Source organism: Rubneribacter sp., from assembly GCF_965361815.1.
Window position 1 is genome coordinate 1 of sequence record NZ_CBDTNW010000122.1, and the last position, 23,352, is coordinate 23,352.

Genomic DNA, 23,352 nt, shown 5'->3' on the forward strand with positions numbered 1-23,352 from the left:
TGTGGGCAACACGGCCGAGATCGGCTTCGCGAAGATCGTGAGCGAATCGAGCGTGGGCGCGAACCTGCGCCGCATCGAGGCGGTGACCAGCTACGGCGCGCTGGAGTACGTGAACAGCCGCGAGGCCGAGCTGAAGGCGGCGGCCGCAACGTTGAAGTGCCGCCCGCTGGAGGTGGCCGACCGTGCGGCGGCGAACCTGAAAGCATACAAAGACTTGCAGGCCAAGAGCAAGCGCAGCGCCCAGGCGGCTGCGGGCGACGGCATGGAGGCGCTGCTGGCGGGTGCCGTCACGGCGAAGGCAGGCTATCCCGTCGTCATCGGGCGCATGGGCGAGGCCGATGCGGGGCAGATGCGCAACGCGTGGGACGTCCTGCGCGCGCGCCTTGGCGCACCCGGCGCGGCGGTGCTCGCGGCCGAGAAGGACGGCAAGCCCATCCTGCTGGCCGCCGGCACGCCGGAGGCGGTGGAGGCGGGCTTCGACGCGGGAGCCGTCATCAAGGCCATCGCGTCGTGCGTGAAGGGCGGTGGCGGCGGCAAGCCGGCCATGGCGCAGGCCGGCGGCAAGGATGCTTCCGGCATCGATGCCGCGCTCGAGGCTGCGCGCGAATTGCTTGCGTAGCACGATGCTCAGATAGGCGATGCGGCCGCATCCCTCGCGCAAGGGAGGCGGCCGCCTTTTGCGCTACGATGGGCGCGGTGCTTCGCCGGAATCCTGCCGGACGGCGTCTCGGTGAGGAGGTGCGCGCAAACATTGTCCTTGTGTCGTGGAAGTTTTGTACGTATACTATACTAAAAATCATACGTACAGGAGGCGCTATGAATCAGAAACTTACGCTTAGCGTTGATTCCGTGGCGGTTGACCGGGGGAAAGGGTTTGCGGCGCGCAACGGAACGTCGCTGTCAGGGTTAGTGGAGAGCTTTCTTCTCTTTCTGGGAGACGAGGGGGAAATTGCCGCAGAAGTGCCCGTTTCGGCGAAGTTGCAGTCCTTGATTGGCATAGGAAGCGGCCCGTTTGACGAGAGCGATTACCGCGCTCACCTTGAGGCGCGCCATGGATAACAGGCCCGTGCGAATACTGGTGGATACGAACGTCGCCCTTGATCTTTTACTCAACCGCGAGCCTTTTGCCATCGATGCACTGCAGCTATTTGCCCTAGCCGAGGCAGAGAAGGTGGAGTTGCTGCTGTCCACCGATGCCATCAGCACTATATTCTATGTGGTTCGGAAGAACTGCGACTCTAGCGTGGCGCGCGAGGCTTTGGCGAAACTTTTGGACTATGTCGCGCTGGTTGCTCTTGACGAACGGGCGGTTATCAGGGGTCTTGCTACGGATTTCGCGGATGTGGAGGATGCGCTCGTAGCCGCCGTCGCTGAAAAGACAGGTGCGGCTGCCATCGTTACAAGAAACCTCTCCGACTTCAAGTCCTCTCCCGTACGCGCCGTTAGCCCTCGTGAGTTTCTTGCCGCATGGACAGCGCGCGAGCAAATTGCGTCTCAAAAAACATCGAAGGAGAGCGAATAGGCACGCTTTCGCCTGGCGGCGGTTCGTCACGAAACGGAAAGGGAAGACCCATGCGCATCATGGCGCTCGACATAGGACAGGCACGGATCGGCATTGCGGTGAGCGACCCCGGAGAGCGGGTGGCCTCGCCGGTGTGCGTGTTGCCGGCGGCCGAGGTGCTCGGCAACGCGAAGCCGTTCCGGCGCGTGCTGGAGGATTGGGAGCCGGAGCTTTTGCTGTGCGGCCTGCCGCGCTCGCTCTCCGGCGAGGAGGGCCCCCAGGCGGCGCGCGTGCGGGAGGCGGCGAAGCGCATCGCGCGGGCTTGCGACCTGCCTTTGGAGTTTGCCGACGAGCGTTTGAGCTCCCAGGAGGCCAAACGGAGTTTGCGTGAAAAGGGGCTGAGCGAACGGGACATGCGCGGGAAAATAGATATGATAGCCGCAAGTTTGTTCTTGCAGGCGTGGCTCGACGCCCGTCGCACAGGGGAAAGGTGAAGGACATCCATGCCCTCGCGTAGGCGATTCACGTACTCTCAACGCCCGAACCATGCCGCCCGGTCGGCTCACGCCCGCGGCGAGCGCCTGTTCAAGACGTACGACACCAGCTACATCCGCCCGAAGCGCAGCAAAGCCCCCGCCATCGTGGCCGCCGTCTTGGCGGTTGTGATGCTGGCCGGCATCGCCTGGGGGCTGGTCACGCTGTTCAACGGCTGCTCGGGTTCGCAGGTGGAGCTGTTGGCCGAGGGGCAGGAGGCCACCGTCGCCGTGGCGGACGGCTCCGGCGCTTCGGCTATTGCGAACCAGCTGGTGGAGGCCCGCCTGGTTTCCAGTGCGAGCGAGTTCACGAACCGGGTGAACGAGCTGAACGCCTCCTCCCAGCTCAAGCCCGGCACCTACACCTTCGAGGGCGGCTCGTCGCTCGACTCCATCATAGCCGCCCTGCAGGCCGGGCCGGCCATGGGCAACGCGCTCACGGTCCCCGAGGGTTTCAGGCTCTCGGAGATAGCCGACGCCGTGGCTGCGGCCACGGGGGGCCGCGTCTCGGCCGAGGAGTTCGCGGCGGCCGCGTCCGACGCGAGCGTCTACGCCGCCGACTACGCCTTCCTGGCGGACGCGGGGACGAACAGCCTGGAGGGCTTTTTGTTCCCCAAAACCTACGAAGTGGCCGACGACGCCACCGCCGATTCGCTGGTTCGCATGATGCTCTCGCAGTTCGCTGCCGAGACGGCCGGACTGGACTGGTCGTATCCCCAGTCGAAGGGGCTTTCCGTCTACGACGCGGTGAAGCTGGCCTCCATCGTGGAGAAGGAGTCCAGCGGCGACGACGGCATCCGCGCGCAGGTGGCTTCGGTGTTCTACAACCGCCTGGGCAACATGGGCGATCCGAATTACGGCTTTCTGCAAAGCGACGCCACCACGGCCTACGAGGTGGGCCGCGATCCCACCGCCGAGGACGTGGCGACCGACGCCCCCTACAACACCTACACGAACCAAGGGCTGCCGCCCACGCCCATCTGCTCGCCCGGGTTGGCGTGCCTGCAGGCCGTGTGCGCCCCTGCGGAGACGAACTACTACTTCTTCTACTTCGCTCCCGACGAGGCCGGCGTCATGCAGTACTTCTTCAGCGAAACCTACGAAGAGCACATGGAGACGTTCTCGTAGGCCCCGGCCTGCCCGAACCCGCGTGATGCGCCATGGCGTTTCTTGAACCGGACAGATACTTCTCGCGCCTGTCCAAGGTGGACATCCGCCGCGACCTGGTGGAGGCGGGCTTTCGCTGCGTCCTTCTGGACGTGGACAACACCATCCTCACCCGCGACACGCACGAGGTGCCGCGCGACGTGGGGGTGTGGTTGGCGCAGGCGCGCGATGCGGGCGTGTCGTTTTGCCTGGTGTCCAACAACTGGCATGTGGGCGTGCGGGAGCTGGCGCAGCGCTTGGAGCTGCCCATCGTCGCAAAGGCCGTGAAGCCGCTGCCCCCGGCGTTCCTGGCGGCGCTCTCCAAGCTGGGGGCGAAGCGGGCGGAGGCCGTGGTCATCGGCGACCAGCTGGTCACCGACGTCATGGGCGCCCATTTCCTGGGCATGACGGCCTACCTTCTGGCCCCGCTTGTGGAGCAGGACCTGCCGCACACGCTGCTGCTGCGCAACTTCGAGCGCGCTGTCATGGGCGACCGCGCGCCCGAGGGAGGGCAGGCGCCGGCCCCTACGGCAACGCAGCCGCCCGCCGCGCCGGCCGCGCCGAAGATGGAATCAACGCCGAAGGAGGGATAGCCTGTGACCGACTCCGCCCAGCCCCAGCGCCTGTACCTGCTGGGGCATCCCATCGCGCATTCGAAGTCGCCCGTCATGTACAACGCCGTGTACGGGCGGGCGGGCCTGCCGTGGACCTACGGTTTGGCCGACTGCGCGACCGAGGACGAGGCGCAGGCGTTTTTGGACGCGCGCGACTTCCTGTCCGTCAACGTCACCACGCCCTACAAGCCGCATGCCTACCGGGCGGCAACGGCCAGGGCGGCGTCGGCCAAGCTCGCGCAGGGGGCCAACGTGCTCGTGCGCAAAGGCGACGCCCTCATCGCGTACAACACGGACGGCCAGGGGTGCGTGGCGTACCTGGAGCGGATGGGCGTGAGCTTCGCGGGAAAGCGCGTGACCGTGTGCGGAACCGGGCCCACGGCCCTGTCCATCGTGCACGCATGCGCGACGGCCGGCGCCGACGTGGTCTTGCTGCTCGGCCGCGACAAGGAGCGCGCGCGGCGCGTGCTCGAGGACTTCGTCAGCCGTTTCGGGCTTCTGGCCACCGCCACCGTCGACCTGCCCGCCGCGCGGCCGCATCATCGCAGCTTCCGTGCGGCCTACGAGCGCACGACGTTCAAGTTCGGCAGCTACGCGACGTCGACCAAGGCGCTGTCGTCGTCGGACCTCGTGATCAACGCCACGCCGCTCGGCATGCGCGCGAACGACCCGGCGCCTTTCGACGGCGGGCTGCTCCGGCCGGCCCAAACGGTGTTCGACGCCGTGTACGGGCACGGGGAGACGGCTTTGGTCCGCAGCGCGAAGGAGGCGGGGTGCACGGTCTACGACGGCGGCGGCATGCTGGTCGCGCAGGCCGTGGCCACGGTGGGCATCGTGTGCGACGTGACCGGTTGGGACGTGGGCCTTGGGGAGGACGAGCTGTTCGACCTCATGGCCGATGCGGCGGGGTTCGACATCTCGGCGCTCTGAGGGCTTTGGGCGGCCACCTGCGGGCTTTCGCCGTCCGGACGGCCGGTGGCACGGCCGGCCCCGCCAAAGCCTTGGCGCTTTCCGTCCTTTCGCCGGCCCCGGCGACCGGGTGCGGTACAATGGTTCGCGAACGTGATGGGACCACGCGGAAAGCGAATCGGTATGAGATACCTCACAGCGGGTGAAAGCCACGGGCCGTGCCTGACGGCCATCGTGGAGGGCGTGCCGGCCGGGCTCAAGATATCCGAGCGGCAGATCAACGCCGATCTGGCGCGGCGCCAGTCCGGCTACGGCCGCGGCGGGCGCCAGACCATCGAGACGGACACCGTGCAGGTGACCTCCGGCGTGCGCTTCGGCCGCACGCTGGGCACGCCGGTGTGCCTTGCCGTGCGCAACCGCGATTGGGAGAACTGGACGGACCGCATGGCCGCGTTCGGAGACGCCCCGAGTGACCTTGCGCGGGAAGTGACGCCGCGGCCCGGTCACGCCGATTTGGTGGGAACGCTCAAAACGGACACCGACGACTGCCGCAACATCTTGGAGCGCGCGAGCGCCCGCGAGACGGCGGCGCGCGTGGCGGCCGCCGGCATCGCGCGGGAGTTTCTGGCCGACCTCGGCGTGGAGGTGTTCTCCTACGTGCGCTCCATAGGCGGCGTGCAGCTGGAGGAGGACGACCCGTTCATGTCCGCCGCCGGCTACAAGCCCCTCGACATCGAGACGAGCGAGGTGCGCTGTCCCGACGCGCGAACCACGGAGGCCATGAAGGAGGAGATCAAGCGCGCGAAGCTTGCGGGGGAGAGCTTGGGCGGCATGTTTCGTGTGGTGGCCACGGGGCTGCTTCCCGGCGTGGGAGGCTACGCGACGGCGACCGACCGGCTGACCTCGCGGCTGGGCCGGGCGCTGTTCTCCATCCCCGCCATCAAGGGCGTGGAGTTCGGGCTGGGGTTCGAGGCGTCCCGGCTCCCGGGGTCTCAGGTGCATGATCCCATCGTGCTTGACGACGAAGCCGGCTTCGTGCGCGCGTCGAACAACGCCGGAGGGTTGGAGGGCGGCATGACCACGGGCATGCCGCTTGTCGTGACGGCGGCCATGAAGCCCATCCCCACGCTCATGACCCCGCTTCCGACGGTCAACCTGGACACCTTGGAGGTGGAGCAGGCCTCGCGGGAGCGCAGCGACGTCTGCGCCGTTCCCGCCTGCGCCGTGGTGGCCGAAAGCGAGGTGTCGTTCGTGCTGGCCGACGCCTACCTGCAGAAGTTCGGCTGCGACAACATGGCCGACATCAAGGCGGCGGTCAAAGCGTATCGGCAGCGCTTGAGGACGATGGCGCGATGACGGGCCGGGCAGGCGCCCGGGGCGGCGCATCCGGCCTGCCGCGCGTATCCGGCGAGCTTTCGCGGCCGGTGTTCTTCGTGGGGTTCATGGGGGCCGGCAAGACGTCGGTCGCGCGGCGGCTCGCCCGCACCTGCGGTGTGGCGTCGGTGGACATGGACACGTACCTTGAGCGGCGCGAGGGCAAGCGCGTGAGGGAGATATTCGCCGAGTCGGGCGAGGAGGGCTTCCGCGACGTGGAGTCCGACGTGCTGCGCGAGCTGGCGGGCAAGGAGCCGCTGCTCGTCTCGTGCGGCGGCGGCGTGGTGAAGCGCCCCGAGAACCGCGCCGTTTTGCGCGAGGCGGGGTTCGTCGTGCACTTGAACGTGACGGCCGACGAGGCGAAGTCGCGCATCAGCGACACCTCCACGCGCCCGCTGTTCCAGGACCTGGACACCGCGCGCCGCACGGCCGAGGAGCGCGGCCCCTTGTACGACGAGGTGGCCGACGCCGTTGTGGACACCGCCGGCAAGGGCGTGGCGGCCATCGCCCGCGAAGTCCAGCGCATTTTGGAGAAGGAGGGCATCTTGTGCCTGCAACGAAGGTAGTCGTCAACATCCCGGGGGAAACGTCCTACGACGTCCGCATCGGCGCGGGCGTGCTCGACCGGCTGGGCGCCCATCTGCGCGCGGTCCCCGCGCTTGCCGGCGCGGAGCGCGCGCTGGTGATCACGGACTCAAACGTGGCGCCGCTGTATTTGGCGGCGGCGAAGGAAGCGCTTGCCCAAGGCGGGTTCCGCGTGAGCGACATCGTGGTGCCGGCGGGCGAGGAGGCGAAGTCCGTGGAGGTGGCGGGCGAGGTGTGGGAGGCCATGGCGCAGCTGTCGCTTGGGCGCGACTGCGTGGTGGCGGCCCTTGGCGGCGGGGTGGTGGGCGACCTTGCCGGGTTCGCGGCGTCCACCTACATGCGCGGGGTGCAGGCGGTGCAGGTGCCCACCACGCTGCTGTCCATGGTGGACTCGTCGGTGGGCGGCAAGACGGGCGTGAACCTGCCTGCGGGCAAGAACCTGGTGGGAACGTTCAAGCAGCCCGCCTACGTGTGCGCCGACACCTCGACGCTTTCCACGCTGGATGCGCGCGAGTGGGCCTGCGGCTGCGCCGAGGTGGCGAAGTCGGCCGTCATCGACTCCGACGACTTCTTCTTTTGGCTGACGGACGCCGCCGACGACCTGGCCGCGCGCGACAGCGCGACCGTGGAGGAGGCCATCGCGCGCTCGGTGGTGTTCAAGGCCGACGTGGTGGCCGCTGACAAGGCGGAGAGCAGAGGCGTGCGCGAGTGCTTGAACTACGGCCACACGCTGGGCCATGCGGTGGAGGCGGAGAGCGGCTACGGCACGTTCTCGCACGGGGCGGCCGTGGCCGAGGGCATGCGCTTCGCCGCGCGACTGGCCGCGTCGCTGCTTGGCGCGTCGCTCGACTTCGTGCAGACCCAAGACGAGCTGCTGGACCGGCTGGGCTTGCCGGCGCTGCCTTGGTCGGCTAAGCCGGAGGCCATGCTTGCGGCCATGAAGCGCGACAAGAAGGCCCGTCGCGGGCAGGTGCGTTTCGTGCTGCCGCGCGACGTGGGCTCGTGGGAGCTTGCGGACGTGGCCGACGAGGACATACTGGAGCATCTGGAGGAGTGGGCCCGCAGCAAGGAGGGCGGCGATGGGCGCTAAAAGGATACTGGTTCTGAACGGCCCGAACCTTGACATGCTGGGCGTGCGCGAGCCCGGCGTGTACGGCAGCGGCACCTTGGAGGACCTGGAGCGGATGGTGAAGGCCCACGGGAAGGAGCGCGGCGCGAAGGTCGCGTGCCTCCAGTCCAACAGCGAGGGCAAGCTCATCCGCGCCATCCACGAGGCGCGCGGCGCCTACGACGGCATCGTGTACAACCCCGGCGCGCACACCCACTACTCCTACGCGCTGCGCGACGCCGTGGGCGGCATCGAGGTTCCGTGCGTGGAGGTCCACATCTCCAACGTGGACGCCCGCGAGCCGTTCCGGCGCGTCTCGGTCATCGCGCCCGCGTGCGTGGCGCAGGTGAAAGGCCGCGGGTTTGCCGGGTACTGCGACGCCATCGACCTTCTGCTGGACGGCGCGGAGGAGCGCCTGGGCGAAGGTTACGAGCGGCGCTATGCGGCAGGCCAGGTGATCGTCGGCGGAAGGGGCCTGATTGGGGAGGGCGCGTCCGCCGCCAAGGGCGACGCGGCTTCCGACGGCGATGGGGACGCGGCTTCCGCCCGCCGTCTTGAAACGCCGCGCGATGCGAGTGCGCCCGATGCCTCGGCTGCCTTGCGTCTTGCGCGTTTGCGTGACGCGTGCGCAACCGAGGGGCTGGACGCGTTTTTCGTGCGCGACACGTCCAACATCAAATGGCTGACCGCTTTCGACGGCGTGTTCGACGACGAAGCGGCGCACGCCCTGATGGTCACACCGCAAAAGGCGGTGCTTCATACCGATTCCCGCTATGCCGAGGCTGCCCGTGCGGCTGCGGCGCGCGAGGGCCTGGTGAACGTGGACGACGCCCGGAAGAGCCATGCCGTGTTCGCGGTGGACATCCTGAGGGCGTGCGATGGCGGGGTGGTTGAGGGCCTGCCGCCTACCGAGCTTGGCATAGAGGACACCATCACCCTTGCCGACTACCACGCGCTTGGACAGGCGCTTGCCGATGCGGCCGCTGCGGCGCAGATGCTCGGAACCTCCTCGTTCGTTGTGAACCTGCGCGCCGTGAAAGACGCGGGGGAGATTGCGCGCATGAAGGCCGCTCAGGCTATCACCGATGCGGCGTTTTCCCACATCGTAGGTTTCATGCGTCCGGGCATGACCGAACGCGAGGTGCAACGGGAGCTGGAAGATTTCATGTTGCGTCACGGCGCCGAGGGGTTGGCGTTTCCTTCCATTGTGGCAACGGGTCCCAATGGGGCCAACCCGCATGCCATTCCCGGCAACACGGTGCTCGAAGCGGGGCAGTGCGTGGTGCTCGACTTCGGCGCGCGGGCGCATGGGTACTGCTCGGATATGACGCGCACGGTGTTTTTGGGCGAGCCAACGCCGCGCCTGCGCGATGCCTACGAAGCCATCCGCAGCGCAAACGAGCAGGTGGAAGCGGCGCTTCGCCCCGGCGTGACGGGACGCGCCATGCACGAGCTGGCCGAGCAGGTGCTTTCGGGCGCGGGGTTCGCGGGGAAGATGGGGCATGGGCTGGGGCACGGCGTGGGGCTGGACATTCACGAGGAACCCGTGCTCTCGCCGCGCAACGAGCGTCCCTTGGCCGTCGGCAACGTGGTGACGGTTGAGCCCGGCGTCTATGTGCCCGGAGAGTTCGGCATGCGCCTGGAGGACTTCGGCGTCGTGGTCGAGGGCGGCTTCGAGGTGTTCACCAAGACCGGCCATGACCTGGTGGTGGTGTAAGCCTGTCAGGAAGAGCCGTGCGGACGCTTTCGCAGCGGGCCGTTACCATGTACAATAAAGAAGTTTGAACGAACGAAGGGCGCGCCCGATTCGGCCGTCCTCGAACGAAAGGATGACCGAAGTGGCAATCTCCACCGCCGATTTCAAAAACGGCATGTGCATCGAGTACAACGGCAAGTTGTGCACCATCGTCGAGTTCCAGCACGTCAAGCCCGGCAAGGGCGGCGCGTTCGTCCGCACGAAGCTCAAGGACATCAAGACCGGCCGCGTGGTGGACTACACCTTCAACTCCGGCACGAAGTTCGACACCGTGCGCCTGGAGACCAAGAAGCTGCAGTACCTGTACAGCGACGGCACGGACTTCAACTTCATGGACAACGACACCTTCGAGCAGACGGCCATCCCCGCCGACACCGTGGGCGCCGCCGCGAAATGGCTGAAGGAAAACGACGAGGTCAGCCTGCTGTACGCCGGCGACGAGCTGATCAGCGTGGAGCCTCAGATGTTCGTGGAGCTGGAGGTGACCGAGACCGACCCCGGCTTCAAGGGCGACACCGTGCAGGGCACCACGAAGCCTGCGACGGTGGAGACGGGCGCGGTCGTGCAGGTTCCCATGTTCGTGGAACCCGGCGACGTGCTGCAGATCGACACCCGCGACGGCCGCTTCGTCAAGCGCGTGTAGCGGACGTCGGGCGGATTGGTTTTCCGTCAGGCGCGCCCCGGATCTCCGGGGCGCGTTTTTCATGGCCGCGCGTGCCGCTCGGGCGGCAGGGGATGGTCGCTTAGCGTGATGGACGGCAGGTCGATCAGGTCCGCCGGGTCCACCTCAAGCGCGCGGCACAGTTTTGCCACGTCGTCGAACCCTATCACCACGCGCCCGCGCTCTATGTCGCTGATGCGGGGATGCTGCGTTCCCATCATGAGGCCCAGGCGGCCTTGCGAGAGGTTGCGCTCTTTGCGCAGCCTGCGGAGGTTGGCGCCCAGCATGGCCGCGTACGTCTGCGAAAGGGGATCCTTGCGCGCCATTCTCTCCTGTTTGGTCAAGCCGCTCATGGCCCTAGCGTAACCGCGGGGATATGCATGGCTGTAATCGAGAGGTTACAGAAGGGGGATTCGCTACGGAAACGCCAGGTTCGGACGGGGGCGCCGCCTCCCGGGCCCGGCCGCCGCGCAGCCCTTCCTCCTTTCGGGCCCGGCCGCCGTGCAGCCCTTCTGTCCTTCGGACATATACGCCGCGCAGCCCTTCTGTCCTCGTATTCTGTTGCTTGGCGGTGAATTTTTTCCGCAGGGGCACGTGCGGACCCGCTTTCTTCTATAATGCTAAATTCGATCTTTGACTAACTGCAAAACCGAAGGGGGTGTGAGTTCATGCCAAGGCTACAGATCATGGATACCACCATCCGTGACGGCCAGCAGAGCCTGTGGGCCACGCGCATGCCGATCGGCGACATGCTGCCGATCCTGCCGAAGATGGACCGCGTCGGGTACTGGGCCATCGAGGCGTGGGGCGGCGCGACGTTCGACACGTGCCTGCGCTTTTTGGACGAGAACCCGTGGGATCGTCTGCGCTCCATCAAGGCGATGACGCCGAACACGCCGCTTGCCATGCTCTCCCGCGGCCAGAACCTGGTCGGCTACAAGCATTACTCGCGCGAGATAGTCAACCGCTTCATCAAGGCCGCCAACCGCAACGGGATCCACGTGTTCCGCGTGTTCGACGCGCTCAACGACATCCGCAACGTTGTGGACAACGCCGAGGCCATCAAGGAGTGCGGCGCGCATTTCGAAGGCGCCATCTCCTACACGATGTCGCCGGTCCACACCCTCGACAGCTTCCTGGAGTACGGCCAGCAGCTCAAAGAGCTGGGCGCCGACTCCATCTGCATCAAGGACATGGCGGGCATGCTCACCCCCTACCGCACCGAGCGCATGGTCAAGGCGTTCAACGCCGAGATCGGCCTGCCGGTGCACATCCACTGCCACTACGTGGGCGGCATGGCCCCGGCCAACATCATCAAGGCCGCCGAGGCCGGCGCCGCCATCGCCGACACGGCGCACGCGCCGCTCGCGTTCGGCAACTCCCACCCCGCCGTGGAGATGATTGTGGCGGCCCTTCAGGAGAGCCGTTACGATACAGGGCTTGACCTGGATCTTCTGTTCGAGATCGCCGAATACTGGGAGGAGGTGCGCAAGCGCGGCCACTACAAGCGCGGCGTGTCCTCGCTCGTCCACATGCAGGTGTACTCGCATCAGGTTCCCGGCGGCATGATGTCCAACCTCATGTCGCAGCTGGAGGTGCAAAACGCCGTCGACCGCCTGCCGGAGGTCATGCGCGAGATCCCCAAGGTGCGCGCCGAGGTGGGCTACCCGCCGCTTGTGACCCCCATGTCGCAGATCGTGGGCACGCAGGCCGTGTTCAACGTGCTGACGGGCAAGCGCTGGGGCGTGGTGTCCAAGGAGATGAAGGACTACATCTGCGGCTACTACGGCAAGGCGCCGGGCCGCATGGACAAAGACATCGTGGCCAAGGTGGTGGGCACCTCCGAGGTGCTGCCGCCCGACGTGGCGCCCGGATCGCTGGTGACCACCACCTACGACGAGGTGGCCGCCGAGATAGGCGATTTGGCCAAGACGGAGGAGGACGTGCTCATGTACGCCCTGTTCCCGAACGAGGCGCGCACGTTTTTGAGCAAGCATCGCACATCCGAAAAGGTGGACTTCCTCATGGAGCAGGAGTCGAGCCAGACGAAGGAGGATGATTACGTGGACATCAACCAGATTCGCGAGCTGGTTCGCGTGGCCGAGGAGAGCGGCGTCGGCGAGATCGTGGTGGAGGAGGAGGGCGCGCGCATCGCCGTGCGCATGCCGGGCGCGGTTCCCCTGGCGCCCGTTGCGGCCCCGCAGCCCCAGGCCGTGCCCGTGGCCGCTGCAGCCCCCGTGCCCGCCGAGGCGCCGGCTGCGCCCGAGCCCGAGAACAGCCGTCCCGCCAACTGGTACGCCGTGACGGCGCCCATGGTGGGCACGTTCTACACCTCTCCCGCGCCGGGAGAGCCCCCGTTCGTCACGGTGGGCGACGAGGTGACCGCCAACCAAACGCTGTGCATCGTGGAGGCCATGAAGCTCATGAACGAGATCACCGCCGACGAGATGGGCACGGTCCGCGAGGTGTGCCTGGAGGACGCCACGCCGGTGGAGTTCGGCACGGTGCTGTTCTACATCGAGCCCACGAGCGAGCAGTCCAAGATCCCGGAGACGGTGTGATGTTCAACAAGATCCTCATAGCGAACCGCGGCGAGGTGGCGCTGCGCGTCATGCGCGCCTGCAAGGAGCTGGGCGTGAAGACCGTGGCGGTGTACTCCACCGAGGACGCGGACACCTACCCTGTGCGCTACGCCGACGAGGCGGTGTGCATCGGGCCCGCCCAGGCCGCCAAAAGCTACCTTGTGATGGCCAACATCATCGCGGCCGCCAAGAACACCGGAGCCGAGGCCATTCACCCCGGCTACGGATTTTTGGCCGAAAACGCCGAGTTCGCGCGCGCCTGCGCCGACAACGACCTGGTGTTCATAGGGCCTGCGCCGGAGTGCATCGAGCGCATGGGCGACAAGAGCTCGGCGCGCGAGACCATGAAGGCGTGCGGCGTGCCCACGGTGCCCGGCTCGGACGGCTGCATCGACACGGCCGCCGAGGCCAAGGCGTTCGCCGACAGCGTTGGCTACCCCGTGCTCATCAAGGCCACGGCGGGCGGCGGTGGCAAGGGCATGCGCGAGGTGCACGACCCGGCCAACCTGGAGGCGCAGTACCAGGCGGCCCGCACCGAGGCGGGCGCCGCGTTCGGCAACGACGGCGTGTACCTGGAGAAGCTCGTGCTGCGCCCGCGCCACGTGGAGGTCCAGGTGCTCGCGGACGACTTCGGCAACAGCATTGCCCTGTGCGAGCGCGACTGCTCGGTGCAGCGGCGCCATCAGAAGCTCATCGAGGAGGCGCCCTCGCCGGCGCTCGACGACGAGCTGCGCCGCGCCATGGGGGTGGCGGCCATCAAGGCCGTGCGGGCCGTGGGCTACCGCAACGCCGGCACCATCGAGTTTCTGCTGGACGAGCGCGGCCACTTCTACTTCATGGAGATGAACACGCGCGTGCAGGTGGAGCATCCCGTCACCGAGGAGATCACCGGCACCGACATCATCAAAGAGCAGCTGCGCATCGCCTCCGGCGAGCCCATGAGCTGCGCCGCCCGCGCGCCGTTCACCCCGGCGGGCCACGCCATGGAGTTCCGCATCAACGCGGAGGACCCCGAGCACAGCTTCCGCCCGTGCCCCGGCACCATCACGCGCTTCGAGCCGCCGGCGGGGCCGGGCGTGCGCGTGGAAAGCTACGTGCGCACCGGCTCGCGCATCTCGCCCCACTACGATTCCCTGGTGGCCAAGCTCATCGTGCACGGGCAGGATCGCGCCGAGGCGCTTGCCCGCGGGCGGCGCGCGTTGGACGAGTTTACGATCGAGGGCATCCAGACCACCATCCCGTTTCATCGCCGCGTGCTCGACAACGCCGTGTTCTGCGCGGGCGACGCGACGACGGACTTCATCGAGACCCAGATGGGAGACGTGCTATGACTGAACTGAGCCTTGAGGGCATGGCGCTCGCACCGGGCGTTGTGGAAACCATCGTGTCCATCGCCGTGGGCGAGGTGGACGGCGTGGCCTCGGTGGGCCCCTCGTCCGCAAGCGGCCTGCGCTCCGTGTTCGCGTCCAAGCCCTCCACCCAGGGCATCGAGGTGGCGGTTGGCGAGGACGACAAGCTGGAGGTGTCCGTGCGCATCGACGTGTGCCAGGGCTACGTGCTTCCCGAGCTTGCCGCCAACGTGCGCAAGGCCGTTGCCGACGCGGTGGCCAGCCAGGTGGGCGTGACGGTGGGGTCGGTGGACGTGTACATCGACGGTATCCAGTTCGATCGCTAGGCGCAAGGGACGCAGGTTTTCCATGGCTGCCAAACGACACGAACGAACGCGCGCCCGCCGCGCCGCGCTGCAGGTGCTCTACACGAGCGAGATCACCGACGAGTCCCCTGCGGCCATCGCCGAGGACGGCGGGCGCTTCCCCGACGAAGAGGCGCTGCCCGAGTACGCCTTGCTGCTGGTGCGCGGGGTGGAGGCGCACCGGTGCGCCATCGACGGGCATCTGTCCGCCACGAGCGAGAACTGGTCGCTTGCGCGCATGCCCATTGTGGACCGCTCCATTTTGCGCCTGGCCACCTACGAGATGATGTACGTGGACGACGTTCCCACGTCCGTGACCATCAACGAGGCCGTTGAGCTGGCGAAGGACTTCGGCGGCGAGGACGAGTCGCCCCGGTTCGTCAACGGCGTGCTCGGCCGCATCGCGAAGCGTTTGGACGAGGGCGACGGCGACCTGTCGCCGCGCGGGGTTGACGCCGCACCGGCCGACGCCGTGTCCGCCGACGCCGTCCCGGCCCCTGTCGCGTCCGCCGCCGCGCCCGTTTGCGCGGAGGCGGCCAGCTCTCCGGAGGTTTCGCATGCCCAATGAGGAGTACGCAACGTTCGAGGACGTCAAGGCCCGGCTCGACCAGATAGTGGACGCCGTGGGCGATGACTCCTTGCCGCTCGACGACGCGCTTGCCCTGTACGAGGAGGCCGTGGGCCTGGGGCTGCGCGCGAGCGACCTGTTGGAGGAGGGCATCGAGGCTCGACGCGAGGCCGAAGAGACGCGCGCCGCCGAATCCGACGAGGCTCCTGCCGACGCCGCGCCTGACGAGGCGCCGGCGCCGCCGCAGGCCGACGGTGCCGCGACGGCCTGACCGTTTGAAAGGCGTGGGTTCATGAGCGAGAATCGCATTCTGGACGCGGTGTCGTCCCCGGCCGACCTCAAGCTGCTCGACAACGAGGAGCTTTCCATTTTGGCCCAGGAGATCCGCGAGGAGATCATCACCGTGACGTCCCAGACGGGCGGGCATGTGGCTTCGTCTTTGGGCGCGGTGGAGATCATCTTGGCGGTCCACAGCATGCTGGAGTGCCCCCGCGACAAGTTCGTGTTCGACGTGGGGCATCAGGCGTACGCGCACAAGCTGGTCACGGGCCGTTTGGAGGAGTTCGACACGCTGCGCTCCTACGGGGGCCTCTCCGGGTTCCCGAAACCGGGCGAGAGTCCTTACGACGTCCATCCGTCCGGGCACGCGTCGGACTCGCTCTCGGTGGCGCTCGGGCTTGCCCAGGCGCGCGATTTGGCGGGGGAGGACCGCAAGGTGGTGACCCTCATCGGCGACGCCGCGCTTTCGGGCGGTATGGCCTTCGAGGCGCTCAACAACATCGGCCAGGCGCAAACGCCTATGGTCATCATCCTGAACGACAACGAGATGTCCATCTCGCGCAACGTGGGCGCGCTCATGAAGCATCTGGGCTACATGCGCGCCTCCACCCAGTACCGCCGCACACGCGACAGCCTGCAGGAGGTGCTGGAGAGCAGCGGGCCTTTCACAAGCGCGCTGGCCAGCTTCGGCCGCAACATGAAAGAGTCGCTCAAACAGTTCATCATCCCGCGCTCGATGATGTTCGAGCAGCTGGGCATCCTGTGCACCGCTCCCATCGACGGGCACGACATAGGGCTGCTCAAAGAGACGCTCGCCGCCGTTTTGGAGACCGACGGCCCGGTGCTCGTCCACGCGGTCACGCGCAAGGGCGCAGGCTACGAGCCGGCCGTGCGCAACCCCGAGAAGTTCCACGGCATCGCGCCGTTCGACATCGCCACGGGCGAGGTCAAGAAGAAGCCCGCAGCCGCCCCCACGTACACGAGCGTGTTCGGGCGCGCGCTGGTTGCGGAGGCGCGCCGCGACGAGCGCATCGTGGCCATCACCGCGGCCATGAAGGGCGGAACGGGACTCGACGCCTTTGCCGAGGAGTTTCCCGAGCGCTTCGTGGACGCGGGCATCGCCGAGGAGCACGCGGTGGGGTTGGCCAGCGGCTTGGCCCTGGGCGGGCGCAAGCCCGTGGTGGCCATCTACTCCACGTTTTTGCAGCGCGCCATCGACCAGATGATCATCAACAACGCCCTGCCGAATTTGGACGTGGTGTTCGCCATCGACCGCGCGGGCGTGGTGGGGGAGGACGGCCCCACGCACCACGGCATGTTCGACCTGGCGTTCACGCGCATGGTGCCGAACATGCGGGTGCTCGCCCCGTCAAACGAGGCCGAGCTGGCGCACGCGCTGCACACGGCCCTGGCCCTGGGCGGGCCGTTCGCCATCCGCTATCCCCGCGGCGCGGCGGAAGGCGTGCCTGTGCCCGACGAGCCCTGCGTGCTCGAAGAGGGCAAGGCGCGCGTGGTGCGCGAGGGGAAGGACGCGGCCATCCTGGCGTTCGGGCGCATGGTGGCGCCCGCCTTGGGCGCGGCCGAGCTGCTGGCCGAGCGGGGCGTGGAGGCGCGCGTGGTGGACATGCGCTGGGTGAAGCCCCTCGACGCCAACGAGATAGCCCGCGCCGCCGAAACCGGGTTGGTGGTAACCGTGGAAGGCGGCGTGATCTCAGGTGGCGCCGGCGAGGGCGTGCTGGGCGAGATGGCGCGCCTGGGTTGCGTCGCGCCGGCGCTCACCCTCGGGATACCCGACCGCTACATACCCCAGGGCGCGCCGAAGGCGCTGCTGCATGATCTGGGTTTGGACGCGGAGGGCATCGCCGCCGCCATTATGAAAAAGCGTGCAGAATAATTGCTCGCGTGCGCACGGCCACCGCTTCCTTAAGGGGGCGGTGGCCGTCTGCTATTGGGCGACATGCAGTCCGCCCAAGCCGATCGCGCACCATTTTTCCGCCGCAAAAGGGCACGCGCGGAACTCCTTGCCAGGTGAAACCTTTGCGGATGGGGGCTGTGGGCATGCTGTTGGCGGGAAGCTTCGTGCGGTCTTGCGCGTTATGCCGGCTATCGTGCTGCGGCAAGCAACGACGATGAAATAGAGCTATGATTGACCGCTTGTTAGATGGTCTTGGGAACTTGTCTTTAACCTGGCAGTGGGATTCTGGACGCATATGATCGATGCGAATCATGAACGTGACCTTTGGATTCCTTTTGCTCATAAAGCGCAAAGCGCATCCTTTAGGCGATGGCGCCGTCGCAGACGGCAAGGGTAGAACCCTTGTCCTGCGGTGCGCACGTTACGTACCGCTGCGCTGCGGGTCGCTTGCCTTTCTCATCTGCCCGACCTATGCTTTTAGGCGTTTCACGCAAGCGAAGGAAATTCTGTCGGGCATGGGCTACGACTTCACCAACAAAGACGTGCGCTGCATCCACATGGAAGACGTCTGCTCCGTCACGCTCGGCAAAGGAGCCGGCGACAAACTGGCGTAGCGGTTACTGCGAAAATATCAGCTGGTCGAACGTAAGGCAAGGGTTCTGCCCTTGCCGCCTGGGGCGCGTGTAGGTTGGCTTCGTCTTGGCCTTGGTGTGCGCTTGCCTTGACGAGACCCCTCTTTGGTTTTGAACGCATGCGAGGGATGCGGTTGCGAAGATAAGCGCAATGCGTTCTTTCTTCGAGGGTTTCTCGCAATTGTCGTATATCCTCACGATGATGAGCGCAGTCGAAAACCGCTATCAGCATATGTGTCATCATTTGTATACATTTTATAATATCACCAGTTCAAACTATATATTTTGCAAATGAGGGGCGAACTGCATATCTTGATAAAGGAGGAGGTTCCCCGCGTGCTACAATGGCCCCGGCGGTGCTTCGCCGCCCTCGGGCAGCTCCGAAAGGAGGTGCCGCCCATGGACGCACAGACCGTCATCGCGCTTTGCGCTGTGTTCTCTGTCGTTCTCGGCATCGTCGGCATAAGCCAGCGCCATAAGTAGTCGGTGCAGGGCGATGCTGGCTGGAAGGGGGTGATGCGAACAGTGTCCAAGCAAGGAAAAACCCCGCTGCCAGTCCAGAGCTTGCGGGGTTAACCTAACAAACGATGCTGCCCGGAGGTGCGGGGCACCGCTTGATTGCATGATAGCACATTCGCCCATAAAGGGGTACGCTTTCTTGGTGAACCCATGTTTGTTGAGCGCGAGGGGTTTGTTTGTTGAGTGCGGGCAAGAACCAAGCCCGTGCTCTGCAGATGCGTGTGCCAACTAGCTTTGTCGCGAGGCTTGCTGTTGTATGCGTTTGGGGTTGTAGGCCAAGACGCTGGTGATGAGGGCTGCTGCCAGCATCATGGCGACCGCGGCGATTTCCATGCCGCGGGGGGCGACCTGCCCGGTGCCGGGAAGCGTTTCGCGCAGGTACAGCGGCTGCGTGAACGCCCACATGCCGAACGGCGCTCCTGTGACGACGGACAGCGGTGGGTTGCTCCAGGCGGGCAGGTCGGAGGCGGCGGGCGGTGCGCTTGCCGCGGCGTTGGCGGCGTTGGGCACGCCGGGGGCACCGTGTTCGGCGCTGCGTTCGTACGTGTGAGCTTCTCCGCCGCCGTGGCCCGCGCCTCTGTACGGCGCGCACCCAACGCGCTTCCCTATCCAACCGTCGTCCCCTTTCCGCCTCTCAAGTTCCGCCGACCTCGTCCGTATATTCGCATGAGCAAGACGAACCGTTGCAGCGTCTATCGGTTTTTTCAAACCGCGCTTCGTCAAACGGTGCAGCCACCTCCTTGATAAAGTGCAAGCTGTAGCAGTTGCGATAAAGGGAATGCGAGTCATGCAAAACAGGGAATAGATTTCTTGCAAAACAGGGAATATAATACCGATAAAACAGGGAGGACGAGTTGTCGTAAGGCAGCGGAAAGCGAGACGACCATGATTTTGCGAGACGCCGAGGCGTGCGTTAAGGATCAGGCGGGAAAATTTCCCGTGGTGTCCATCACCGGTCCGCGCCAGAGCGGCAAGACCACACTTGCGAAAAACGCCTTCCCTTCATACGAATACGTTTCGTTTGAAAACCCCGATGTCCGTTCTTTGTTCAACGACGATCCGCGTGGTTTTCTCGGCCGTCACGCTGGCAAAGTGATTTTCGATGAAGCGCAGCGCGTACCGGAGTTGTTCTCCTATCTGCAGGAAACGGTTGATTCCGGCAACGAGCCGGGAAGGTTCGTCGTCACGGGTTCTCAGAATTTCCTCCTATCCAAGGCGGTGGGCCAATCGCTTGCGGGGCGCGTTGCGCTTTTCACGCTTCTGCCCCTGTCGTGCAGTGAATTGTTCGATGCGGAGCTGATGCCGGTGGATGCGGCTGCATGGGTTTGGCGAGGTGGCTATCCACGCATTTACGATAGCAAATTGGAGCCAAGCGAGTTTTTCCCCGGGTACATTGAGACGTATCTTCAACGTGACGTTCGGGAAGAGCTGGGCGTGCGCAGCTTGACGGCTTTCAAGCGTTTTTTGCAACTATGCGCCCTGCGATGCGGAGAGCAGCTGAACGTGACCGCCCTTGCTTCGGACTGCGGCGTAGATGTGAAAACGGCGCGCGGTTGGTTGTCCGTTCTCGAGGCGAGCCACATTGTTTACCTTCTGCAGCCGTTTTTCTCAAACCGCGGGAAGCGTTTGGTGAAGCGTCCGAAGCTGTATTTTCTTGATACGGGGCTTGCATGCAGCCTCATAGGGCTTGAAGCCGTCGAAGATGTGCGTGACAGCGAATACTTCGGGCATCTTTTCGAGGCGGCTGTGGTTTCCGAGGTGCTCAAAAGCTTCTACGCGCGCGGGCGCGTACCGCAGCTTTCCTTCTGGCGAGATGCCGGCGGGCGGGAAGTCGACCTCGTGGTGGAGCGCGGGTTGCGGGCGGTGAGGGCTTTGGAGGTTAAATCGGGAATAACGTATAGGAGCAAGCATTTCGCTGCTTTGGTCGACATCGCCCAGCATGAGCTTGGCCTTGACCCCACGGAATGCGCGGTGGTGTACGGCGGCAACGTGGAAGCGGATACAAGCCGCGGTCGTGCGGCGCCATATTGGAAAGTGTCGCAGCTTCTGGCTTTTTGAACATGTTGAGACGCGCCTGCGCCCTGCGTTTCGCGTGTTTTCCGCGTGCGCTGGGCGCGTCGCATCAACGGTGGTTGGGCGGAGAGTTTGCGCCTTGGCGGCAGGATTTTACAAAAACTTGATTGCAACTTTGCGAAGTCCTGATATTGTTCTTCTGGCGTGTGTGCACGGTGTTTTCCGACGAGGGGGCTTCGCATGGACTACGATCTCGGTGCGTTCGTCGCTGCGTTTTGCAGCGACCCCGTTCTTGCGATCATCGTTTTGCTGACGTTGGGAGCCACGGTGGTCAACGGGGCCACCGACGCGCCCAACGCCATCGCCACGGTGGTGGGCACGAAGGCCATGAGGCCCACGCCCGCCATCGCCATGGCTGCGGTGTGCAACTTCGTCGGTTTGGTGGCCATCACGGCCGTCTCGTCGGCGGTGGCCGCCACCATCTTCAAGATGGTGGACTTCGGGGGCAACAACCACGCCGCGCTCGTCGCGCTGGCCGCGGCCATGGTGGCCATCATCGTGTGGGGCGTGGCGGCGTGGTACTTCGGCATACCCACGTCGCAGAGCCACTCCCTCATCGCCGGCATCACCGGCGCGGCCATCGCCTTGCAGGGGGGCTTGGGCGGCGTGAACGGGGCCGAGTGGATGAAGGTCGTCTACGGCCTGGTCATCTCCACGGTGCTCGGGTTCGGCACGGGATGGCTGTTCACGCGGCTCATCAAAGTGGTATGCCGCGGGGCGGAGCGGGCGCGCGCCAACCACTTCTTCAAGTGGGCGCAGATCGTCTCGGGCGCCGGCGTGGCCGTGCTGCACGGCGCGCAGGATGGGCAGAAGTTCCTCTCGCTGTGCATGCTGGGCATCATGCTTGCCATGGACGGCGCCGCCTACTCCGATGTGGTGTTTCCCCTGTGGCTCATCCTGCTGGTGTCGCTGACCATGGGCCTTGGCACGGCCGTGGGCGGCAAGAAGATCATCAAGTCGGTGGGCATGGAGATGGTGAAGATGGAGCAGTACCAAGGCTTCGCCGCCTGCCTGTCCGCCTGCTTCTGCATCGGGCTTGCCACGTTCACGGGCCTGCCGGTGTCCACCACCCACACCAAGACCACGGCCATCATGGGCGTGGGGGCCGAGAAGAGCCTGCGCAACGTGAAATGGGGCCTTGCGGGCAGAATGGTGCTCACCTGGGTGCTCACCTTCCCCGGCTGCGGCTTGCTGGCGTTTTTGTTCACGCATCTGTTCCTCATGTGCTTCTGACGCGCGGCACGCACGCTTGCGTGCGAGGCGTCAAGCGGTGGCCCGGGCGCTTTTAAGGGCGCGTGCTTGCGCATGGACTCGCTGACTTCACGCCTGATCGCTGTTGGAGTCCAGCAACTCGAGCAGCTCGTTGCGGCTGTGGATTCCCAGTTTCGCGTAAAGGTGCTTCGCATGGTCCCTTACGGTGTTTTGGGAGATGAACAGCTTCTCGGCAATGTGGCTTTTCGAATATCCCTTGCTGATGTAGATCATGACCTCGACCTCCCGCGGAGTGAGGCCGTATCTGTCCTGCACCGCTTTGCGGCGCTCAAGGTTTGCGCGCGCTGCGTTGGGCGCTGCGTCGTCGTTTTTTCCGGTTGAGGATGGCCCGAACAGGCGCAGGTCCGTTCCATAGCGCACGTTGAGCATGACCGCGATGCCGGTTGCGGCGAAGCAGGAAAGGTACAGGGCCGCGGATACGGCTGGCGACCCGTAAGGGGCTCCATGGGCCCTGGCTATCAACATGCCGGCCGAATCCGCGAGGATGTAGGGCGCCCATCCGGCGCAGAACACGATTGCGGGATGCGCAGCGGTTCGGTCGGCGATGGTCGCAAGCACGGTGTAGGATATCGCCAGCGCCAAGTAATGGATGAAGTCGGACACTGCGGCCAAAACGGCGCTCGGCATAAGGCTGTTGAGCTGGGAGATGGCGACGAGCGAAAAGCAAGCTGCGGCGAGCGCGATCTGACACAGGTGGTCGAGGCCGATGTTTTCAAGGCGGCGAACGAGGAGAAGCAGGAGCAGGGGCAGGCCAACATGGAAGATCAGCCCCACTGTCGCCACTGCGGGGCTGCTCGCGTAAGGTTGGATGGGGATGTTGCTGCTTCCGATGGAGGCTCCCGCCACCACGGCGATAAAGCCCAGCAAAGCGAACATCCGGGCGCTCTCCTTGCCGTGCTTTCTCGGATTTTCATCCGGCGGGTTGCCGGGCGCGTGCTTCCCGTGGACTTCGCACAGGGCAAAGCAGATGGCGGGCAAGGGCGCGCCAATCAGAGAGGACGCTTCTGCGGGGATAAGCTCAAGGGGGATGCGCGCAACGGGGGCCAGCGCGAAAGAGAGCAGAATGAAGGTTATTCGCCGCCTCGCACTCACGCGACTGTACATGATGAAGCACTGCAGGAAGCACATGGCTTGCGAGCAGCCTCCCAAAATCGCTCCGGCAAAGGAGGCTCCCGCTCCAAGCGAACTCGGGGCGAGCACGGCGAGGGGCAGTGACAAGCACAGGACTGCGATGAGCGGCCATGGCAGGACGGAAGTGCGGGAGAGGGCCTTGGGCTGCAAGAGGAAGACGGCGAGGGCTGCGGTCAAAGACGCTCCTTCGGCGAGGAAGAAGCATTCGTAAGCGAACGGCGCCGAGGGCTCAAGCGCGTTGAGCATGAGGATGATCCAAGATTGGGGAGCCGCCAAGGCAAGCAGCGGCACCCATTCGACGGGCGCCTCGCATCGGAGGACGGAAAAGGCAAGGCGTGCTTTCTCGCTCGTGGACATGCGTCTCCTCCTTGAATCGAGCGCCCATCGTTGCTTCGCGCGATCGTTTCCCCTTGCATCACCATATCGCAGCACGAGTTCGTTTGCCACCGGTGCGCGCCTGGTTTTTCGCGCGATTTTCCAGAACCACCCCGATCGTGGGAT

The 23,352-nt window shown here is 65.7% G+C and carries 23 protein-coding genes and 1 pseudogene; 21 read left to right on the plus strand and 3 right to left on the minus strand.

All coding sequences use genetic code 11. The features are described from left to right. From ACWKY3_RS09050 to efp, 13 genes and pseudogenes are all read left to right on the plus strand, one after another. On the plus strand, window positions 1-619 hold a 619-nt coding region (locus tag ACWKY3_RS09050; protein ID WP_449316077.1), incomplete at its 5' end, for a DHHA1 domain-containing protein. Window positions 620-816: 197 nt separating this feature from the next. Further along, window positions 817-1,059: a DUF6364 family protein gene (locus ACWKY3_RS09055; protein ID WP_449316078.1), complete on the plus strand. Its 243-nt coding sequence runs from the start codon at window positions 817-819 to the stop codon at window positions 1,057-1,059. Window positions 1,060-1,066: 7 nt separating this feature from the next. Beyond that, window positions 1,067-1,522 carry a type II toxin-antitoxin system VapC family toxin gene (locus tag ACWKY3_RS09060; protein ID WP_449316079.1) on the plus strand — a complete coding sequence of 152 codons (456 nt, stop codon included), beginning with the start codon at window positions 1,067-1,069 and terminating at the stop codon, window positions 1,520-1,522. 50 nt (window positions 1,523-1,572) lie between these two features. Continuing rightward, window positions 1,573-1,995, plus strand: a complete 423-nt coding sequence (gene ruvX, locus ACWKY3_RS09065; protein WP_449316080.1) for a Holliday junction resolvase RuvX — start codon at window positions 1,573-1,575, stop codon at window positions 1,993-1,995. Window positions 1,996-2,004: 9 nt separating this feature from the next. Next, window positions 2,005-3,162: an endolytic transglycosylase MltG gene (gene mltG, locus ACWKY3_RS09070; RefSeq protein ID WP_449316081.1), complete on the plus strand. Its 1,158-nt coding sequence runs from the start codon at window positions 2,005-2,007 to the stop codon at window positions 3,160-3,162. 32 nt (window positions 3,163-3,194) lie between these two features. Then, window positions 3,195-3,773 (plus strand): YqeG family HAD IIIA-type phosphatase, encoded by a 579-nt coding sequence (locus tag ACWKY3_RS09075; RefSeq protein ID WP_449316082.1) that lies wholly within the window; start codon window positions 3,195-3,197, stop codon window positions 3,771-3,773. A gap of 3 nt (window positions 3,774-3,776) precedes the next feature. Beyond that, a complete protein-coding gene (locus ACWKY3_RS09080) occupies window positions 3,777-4,724 on the plus strand; it encodes a shikimate dehydrogenase family protein (RefSeq protein WP_449316083.1) in 948 nt (315 codons plus the stop codon). 162 nt (window positions 4,725-4,886) lie between these two features. Beyond that, window positions 4,887-6,059 (plus strand): chorismate synthase, encoded by a 1,173-nt coding sequence (aroC, locus tag ACWKY3_RS09085; protein ID WP_449316084.1) that lies wholly within the window; start codon window positions 4,887-4,889, stop codon window positions 6,057-6,059. Next, complete coding sequence (locus tag ACWKY3_RS09090) at window positions 6,056-6,643, plus strand: shikimate kinase (RefSeq protein ID WP_449316085.1); 588 nt, start codon at window positions 6,056-6,058, stop codon at window positions 6,641-6,643. Before aroC ends, ACWKY3_RS09090 begins: the two co-directional genes overlap by 4 nt. Continuing rightward, window positions 6,625-7,752, plus strand: coding sequence for a 3-dehydroquinate synthase (aroB, locus tag ACWKY3_RS09095; protein ID WP_449316086.1), 1,128 nt, complete (start codon window positions 6,625-6,627; stop codon window positions 7,750-7,752). The genes ACWKY3_RS09090 and aroB overlap by 19 nt, the downstream gene beginning before the upstream one ends. After that, window positions 7,742-8,161 (plus strand): annotated as a pseudogene (gene aroQ, locus ACWKY3_RS09100) (type II 3-dehydroquinate dehydratase); the annotation flags it as partial. The gene aroB and the pseudogene aroQ, both read left to right, overlap by 11 nt. Window positions 8,162-8,368: 207 nt before the next feature. After that, window positions 8,369-9,487 (plus strand): M24 family metallopeptidase, encoded by a 1,119-nt coding sequence (locus tag ACWKY3_RS09105; protein WP_449316107.1) that lies wholly within the window; start codon window positions 8,369-8,371, stop codon window positions 9,485-9,487. A 121-nt stretch (window positions 9,488-9,608) separates the two neighbouring features. Then, window positions 9,609-10,169 carry an elongation factor P gene (gene efp, locus ACWKY3_RS09110; protein ID WP_449316087.1) on the plus strand — a complete coding sequence of 187 codons (561 nt, stop codon included), beginning with the start codon at window positions 9,609-9,611 and terminating at the stop codon, window positions 10,167-10,169. Window positions 10,170-10,228: 59 nt separating this feature from the next. Here the strand turns inward: efp and ACWKY3_RS09115 are convergent, their stop codons facing one another. Continuing rightward, on the minus strand, window positions 10,229-10,513 hold the full coding sequence (locus tag ACWKY3_RS09115) for a helix-turn-helix domain-containing protein (protein WP_449316088.1): 285 nt from the start codon (window positions 10,511-10,513) through the stop codon (window positions 10,229-10,231). Window positions 10,514-10,855: 342 nt separating this feature from the next. On the opposite strand from ACWKY3_RS09115, the gene accB reads away from it, so the two are divergent. From accB to dxs, 6 genes are read left to right on the plus strand one after another with little or no spacing between them, the layout of a single operon-like run. Then, a complete protein-coding gene (accB, locus tag ACWKY3_RS09120; protein ID WP_449316089.1) occupies window positions 10,856-12,748 on the plus strand; it encodes an acetyl-CoA carboxylase biotin carboxyl carrier protein in 1,893 nt (630 codons plus the stop codon). Further along, a complete protein-coding gene (accC, locus tag ACWKY3_RS09125) occupies window positions 12,748-14,100 on the plus strand; it encodes an acetyl-CoA carboxylase biotin carboxylase subunit (protein WP_449316108.1) in 1,353 nt (450 codons plus the stop codon). The genes accB and accC overlap by 1 nt, the downstream gene beginning before the upstream one ends. Then, complete coding sequence (locus tag ACWKY3_RS09130; RefSeq protein ID WP_449316090.1) at window positions 14,097-14,444, plus strand: Asp23/Gls24 family envelope stress response protein; 348 nt, start codon at window positions 14,097-14,099, stop codon at window positions 14,442-14,444. The genes accC and ACWKY3_RS09130 overlap by 4 nt, the downstream gene beginning before the upstream one ends. A 22-nt stretch (window positions 14,445-14,466) precedes the next feature. After that, on the plus strand, window positions 14,467-15,030 hold the full coding sequence (gene nusB, locus ACWKY3_RS09135; RefSeq protein ID WP_449316091.1) for a transcription antitermination factor NusB: 564 nt from the start codon (window positions 14,467-14,469) through the stop codon (window positions 15,028-15,030). Next, complete coding sequence (locus ACWKY3_RS09140; protein ID WP_449316092.1) at window positions 15,020-15,301, plus strand: exodeoxyribonuclease VII small subunit; 282 nt, start codon at window positions 15,020-15,022, stop codon at window positions 15,299-15,301. The genes nusB and ACWKY3_RS09140 overlap by 11 nt, the downstream gene beginning before the upstream one ends. A gap of 21 nt (window positions 15,302-15,322) precedes the next feature. Further along, window positions 15,323-17,203, plus strand: coding sequence for a 1-deoxy-D-xylulose-5-phosphate synthase (gene dxs, locus ACWKY3_RS09145; RefSeq protein ID WP_449316093.1), 1,881 nt, complete (start codon window positions 15,323-15,325; stop codon window positions 17,201-17,203). A gap of 1,400 nt (window positions 17,204-18,603) precedes the next feature. On the opposite strand, the gene ACWKY3_RS09150 is transcribed toward dxs, so the two are convergent. Continuing rightward, on the minus strand, window positions 18,604-18,885 hold the full coding sequence (locus ACWKY3_RS09150; protein ID WP_449316094.1) for a hypothetical protein: 282 nt from the start codon (window positions 18,883-18,885) through the stop codon (window positions 18,604-18,606). 429 nt (window positions 18,886-19,314) lie between these two features. Between ACWKY3_RS09150 and ACWKY3_RS09155 the strand changes: the two genes are divergently transcribed. Then, window positions 19,315-20,433: an ATP-binding protein gene (locus tag ACWKY3_RS09155; protein WP_449316095.1), complete on the plus strand. Its 1,119-nt coding sequence runs from the start codon at window positions 19,315-19,317 to the stop codon at window positions 20,431-20,433. Window positions 20,434-20,628: 195 nt separating this feature from the next. Further along, window positions 20,629-21,681, plus strand: coding sequence for an anion permease (locus ACWKY3_RS09160; protein WP_449316096.1), 1,053 nt, complete (start codon window positions 20,629-20,631; stop codon window positions 21,679-21,681). A gap of 87 nt (window positions 21,682-21,768) precedes the next feature. Here the strand turns inward: ACWKY3_RS09160 and ACWKY3_RS09165 are convergent, their stop codons facing one another. Further along, window positions 21,769-23,208: a response regulator transcription factor gene (locus ACWKY3_RS09165; protein ID WP_449316097.1), complete on the minus strand. Its 1,440-nt coding sequence runs from the start codon at window positions 23,206-23,208 to the stop codon at window positions 21,769-21,771. Between the last annotated feature and the right edge of the window lie 144 nt (window positions 23,209-23,352).